The organism is Micromonospora sp. M51 (assembly GCF_018070305.1).
GTDB lineage: Bacteria > Actinomycetota > Actinomycetes > Mycobacteriales > Micromonosporaceae > Micromonospora > Micromonospora parva.
Window position 1 is genome coordinate 1 of record NZ_JAGPXZ010000515.1, and the last position, 4,540, is coordinate 4,540.

Sequence of the window (4,540 nt, forward strand, 5' to 3'; positions counted from 1 at the left end):
ACCACCGGCGAGGTCCACGCCCAGCAGCCGGGCCCGGCTCAGATCCAGCACCTGGCTGCTCACCCCACCGACGAGGTGCAGACGCCAGGCGACCCGCTCGTTGAGCAACACCCGCACGGCGCGCGGCCCACGCGTCCCGGATTCCACGAGGTCGAGCCGGGCTGTTTCCCCCCGTACCGTCGGACGTCCCGCCAACCCCGAGCCGGCCGGGACACTGATCCGGTACAGGTCCTCGCCCAACTCGGTCACCCGCAGCTCGAACGAGGTCAACCCGTCCGCGAGCACGAAGGTGCCCTTTCGCCAACCGGCCACCGGCGCTGTCAGCAGTTGCTCGGCAGCAGCGCCCCCACCGCCGCGGCGACCGTCGGACGCGTCCGGGTCAGCGCCGTCCCCCGGACGACCGTCGCCACCGGGCCGGGTGCCGTCGTGCCCGGTGCCGTCGGGGCGGGTGCCGTCCGGGCGGGTGCCGTCCGGGCGGGTGCCGTCCGGGCGGGTGCCGTCGGGTTGGCTGGAGTAGGTCATGCCGAGGCGGCCGGGATCGGCAACGATCACGGCCACCGCCGCCGCACCCAGCAGCAGCACGACGACGGCGGCAGCCACCAACAGGCGAGCCCCGGTCGACCACCGCTCCGGCGCGGTCGCACCGGAGGGTTCCGGCCCCAACCCCGGTTCGCGATCCACGCCGTTCCCCACTGCGGCCATGCCTCTGTCCCTCCGCCGGTCCCCGTCCAGGGGTACGTACCCGCCGGCCGATCGGATCACTCGGCGCCGATCACGCCACTCCGCTACGTCGCCGACGGAGATCTTGGACAGTTTCCGTTCGGGGCGAACGGAAACTGTCCACGATCTCCGGACACCCGCCGGTCAGACGACACCATCCGCCTCCCCACACCCCTGGAGCGCGAGATTCCGGCCCCCTCAGCCAGGGGCGGCGGACGGCAGGCGGGGACAGCGGACGGCAGGCAACGGACCGCGGACCGTGGACGGCAGGCGGCAGGCGACGGGCGACGGACAGCGGACGGCGGACAGCGGACGGCGGACGGCGGACGGCGGCAGACGGGGGCGGGAGGCGACGGACGGCGGGGGATGCGACGGGTGGCCGGCGACGGCGACCGGTGGTCGCGGGCGCGCGTGGTATGGCTAGCGACCTGCACGGCGACAGCAGGAATGCCGCTGGCCGGCACCCCGTGTTGCGGGTGCCGGCCAGCGGTCGGAGTCGTGCGGTGGTCTTGCTGTTCGGTCGTGCGAATCCGGGTCAGCTGTTCCAGTACTGGGCGACCAGGTCAGCGGCCTGCTGCTCCCACTGGGCGTAGGCGTCCGGGTACGCCGACACCTGCACCGTCTGCGCGGCCACGGTCAGCGGCATGTCCTGCCACCCGTCAACCTGCTTCAGACCCTTGAGGAACGCGGTCGTGGAGTACTCGGGGTCGGTGATCTGCTCCGGCGTACCCCAACCCGAGCTCGGGCGCTGCTGGAACAGGCCCAGCGAGTCATGGTCGTTCATATCACCCAGGTGACCCAGGTTCTCCAGCTTCGACTCCTGCAGGCTCGTCGCGATCGAGATCACCGCGGCGCGCTCGGGCAGGCCGGCCTTCTTCGTGGCGGCGATGATCGCCTTGACGTTGGCCGTCTGCTCGTCGTTGAGGGTGATGTGCGACTGCTCGCCCTGGGTGCCGTGCGGGATCAGCTTGCTGATGTCGGGCTTGTCAGCCTGCACCGTGACCGCGGCCGGCTTGGTGTCGGCGTGGTTGGCCATGTGGGCGATCGGGCCGGCGAACACACCGCCGACGAACGCGAGACCAGCAACGGACAGCACGCTCTTACGCATGATCGTGTTCATGGGGGTAGCTCCTTCGGGGGTAAGAACACCCACACGTCGGGGGACGCACGGGTGTGAGCACCTCGTCCGGCGCTGCACAAACAAACGGGGAAAGTCTGAGGGGTCGGCGGCCTGCGAGCGGGGGGCTCGTGGCACCGGGGATCCAGGTGTAACGACCGGGGGGCCGGGGTCATTCCGGGGTGGCCCATCCATCGGCGCCCTCGTGGAGGCGGTGCCGGGTCGGTCGTGGGGACTGTAACGACCGGGTGGAGGCTGGCATTCCGACCTGCGCGACCAGGCTCAGCGCCCGGGGCCCACTCGGTGGTGCTGCGATCGTCAGGATGTGTAACGACCCCGACCCGGCCATGATTCCAGCCTGCGGGTGCGCCCGGTCACCACCCACTGACCCCCACAACCCGACAAACCACCCAGGCGATGGCGGACGGTCGGCGTCGAACCGCCCCCACCGGGATGATCCACTGAAAGCGGGTGTCCCGGATGACGGGACAGCCCGCTGTCAGGGAAACCCAAGTCGAGCACGGAAGCATCAGGCGCGCATTCGCCCAGATGCGGTCGGCCTGCCATGGCCCGGCAAGGGTGGGTGGGCGTAACCGGACGCTACCGACGGTCCTGGTCTGCCAGGCGGGAACGCACCTTCGCGGCGCAGGCGTCCAGGACCGTTTGCGCGTCCAGACCCAGGCTCTCGATGGCCACCAGCGCGGTGAAGGCGACGTCGGCCAGCTCCGCCGCCACGTCATCGCGGGTGTGGGTGACACCCTTGCGCGGATTCTGCCCGAGCAGACCGATCCAGGCGGCCGACGCCTCCCCCGCCTCTTCGGTCAGCTTGAGGATGCGGCAGGTCAGCTCGGTCTGCCCGGTGCCGTTCGCCGCGTCCAGCCAGCTGCGCGACACCCGGGCCGCCTCCCAGATCGACTCGTCCACGGCGACCAGTCAACCCGATCGGCCCACCGACCCCGACGACCGGGTTCGGCCGGACAGTCGTGGTTGAGCCGCCGGTCAGCGTACCCATTGACACTGGTCGACGGCGGTTCTAGGTTCAGGACGCTACCGGCCGGTAGGCAACCGTCCCGCTGGTCGCCCCCGGGCGACATCCGTCCGATGGGGAGCATCGATGCTGTCCACACCCGTTCGCACCCTCCGCCGGCTGCTCGCCGCCACCACGACGCTGACCCTCGCGGTCGGGCTGGTCGGTGCCGCACCGGCCGGCGCCACCGGCCGCGACGCGAGGGGCGGCGAGCCGCTGCCCGGCTACACCATCGAGAATCCGCCGTTGGCGCCCCTGGTCGTCGGCGGCAAACCGACGACGGTACGCCAGGGAGTGCACCGCCACGCCGGGTACCTCATCGAGGTCCCCGCCCGGTGGAACGGCGACCTGGTGATGTGGGCGCACGGCTACCGTGGCCAGGGCACCGTGCTCTCGCCGGAGCCGCCGGGCTTCGGGCTGCGCCAGCGACTCCTGGAGCAGGGGTACGCGTGGGCGTCGTCCTCGTACGACCGCAACGGCTTCGACATCCGCTCCGGTGTGCTGGGCACGAAGGACCTCGCCGACCATTTCGCGCGAACGGTCCGCCGACCGCAGCACACCTACGTCGCCGGGGTGTCGATGGGCGGGTACGTCATCGGTCGTTCGCTGGAGCAGTATCCCGGCTTCTACGACGGCGCGTTGCCGATGTGCGGGGTGCTCGGCGATCAGACGCTTCTCGACTTCTACCTGGACTACAACCTGGTCGCGCAGGCGCTCGCCGGGGTGCCGGCCTATCCCACGCCGGCCGACTACCTGACCAACGCGGTGCCGCGCATCCAGGTGGCGCTCGGCCTGGCCGGGCTGACCCCCACCGGGCCGGACACCACCACCGAGCGGGGCAAGCAGCTGCGGGCGATCACGGTGAACCGCTCCGGCGGGCCGCGTCCGGGAGCGGACGCCGCGTTCGCGGTGTGGAAGGACTTCCTCTTCTCGATCAGCGTGCCCACCAGCAGCGGCAACTCCCCCGCCCAGCAGCCCGGCCAACTGTCCACCAATCTGCTCACCCGCTACACCCCGAACAGCCCGGTCAACGTCAACGCCACGGTGCGGCGGGTCGCCCCGGAGAACCTGCGGCAGCGGCTCCTGCCGACGTTGACCGAGGTGCCGCGGATCGCCGGCCGACCGACCGCGCCGGTGCTCAGCCTGCACGGTCTGGGAGACCTGTTCGTGCCGTTCAGCATGGAGCAGGCGTACGCCACCGACGTGGCGCGGCACGGCCGCGCCAAGCTGGTGGTTCAGCGGGCGATCCGGGCCACGCAGCACTGCGAGTTCACCCCGGCGGAGGCCGGCACCGCCTGGGACGACCTGGTGTCCTGGGTACGCACCGGCAAGCGCCCAGCCGGCGACACCGTCACCGACCCGGCGGTGGTGGCCCGGCCCGACTACGGCTGCCGGTTCAGCGACCGGGACGCGTACGCCGCCGGGGTCGGCACCCGCCGTCTCTACCCGGCCTGCTGAGGGCACGACGAACGCCGGCCGGCCCCTGAACGGGACCGGCCGGCGCGGGATGTGCGGGTGTCGTCACCAGAGCTGCTGGACGATGTCCGCCGCCTGCTCCTCCCACTGCGCGTACGCGTACGGGAAGGCGGAGACCTGCACGGTCTGCGCGGCGGTGGTCAGCGGCAGGTCCTGCCAGCCGCCGACGTTCTTGAGTGCGGTGAAGAACGCCGTGGCGG

The 4,540-nt window shown here is 71.7% G+C and carries 3 protein-coding genes and 1 pseudogene; 1 reads left to right on the forward strand and 3 read right to left on the reverse strand.

Annotated features, from left to right (window positions below; translation table 11 throughout):
- The 3 genes and pseudogenes from KBX53_RS23420 to KBX53_RS23430 all read right to left on the reverse strand — a co-directional run.
- Positions 1 to 702 (reverse strand): annotated as a pseudogene (locus tag KBX53_RS23420) (hypothetical protein); the annotation flags it as partial.
- A gap of 553 nt (positions 703 to 1,255) precedes the next feature.
- A complete protein-coding gene (locus KBX53_RS23425) occupies positions 1,256 to 1,840 on the reverse strand; it encodes a hypothetical protein (RefSeq protein WP_210861667.1) in 585 nt (194 codons plus the stop codon).
- 597 nt (positions 1,841 to 2,437) lie between these two features.
- Entirely contained in the window at positions 2,438 to 2,761 is a 324-nt protein-coding gene (locus tag KBX53_RS23430) for a MazG-like family protein (RefSeq protein ID WP_030332544.1), read from the reverse strand.
- Positions 2,762 to 2,951: 190 nt separating this feature from the next.
- On the opposite strand from KBX53_RS23430, the gene KBX53_RS23435 reads away from it, so the two are divergent.
- Positions 2,952 to 4,322, forward strand: coding sequence for a S9 family peptidase (locus KBX53_RS23435; protein ID WP_210861668.1), 1,371 nt, complete (start codon positions 2,952 to 2,954; stop codon positions 4,320 to 4,322).
- Positions 4,323 to 4,540: the final 218 nt, after the last annotated feature.

Excerpts from the sequence above, each read along its gene's own strand:
- KBX53_RS23435 (WP_210861668.1), top strand. The coding sequence starts at position 2,952 with ATGCTGTCCACACCCGTTCGCACCCTCCGCCGGCTGCTCGCCGCCACC.
- KBX53_RS23425 (WP_210861667.1), bottom strand. The coding sequence starts at position 1,840 with ATGAACACGATCATGCGTAAGAGCGTGCTGTCCGTTGCTGGTCTCGCG.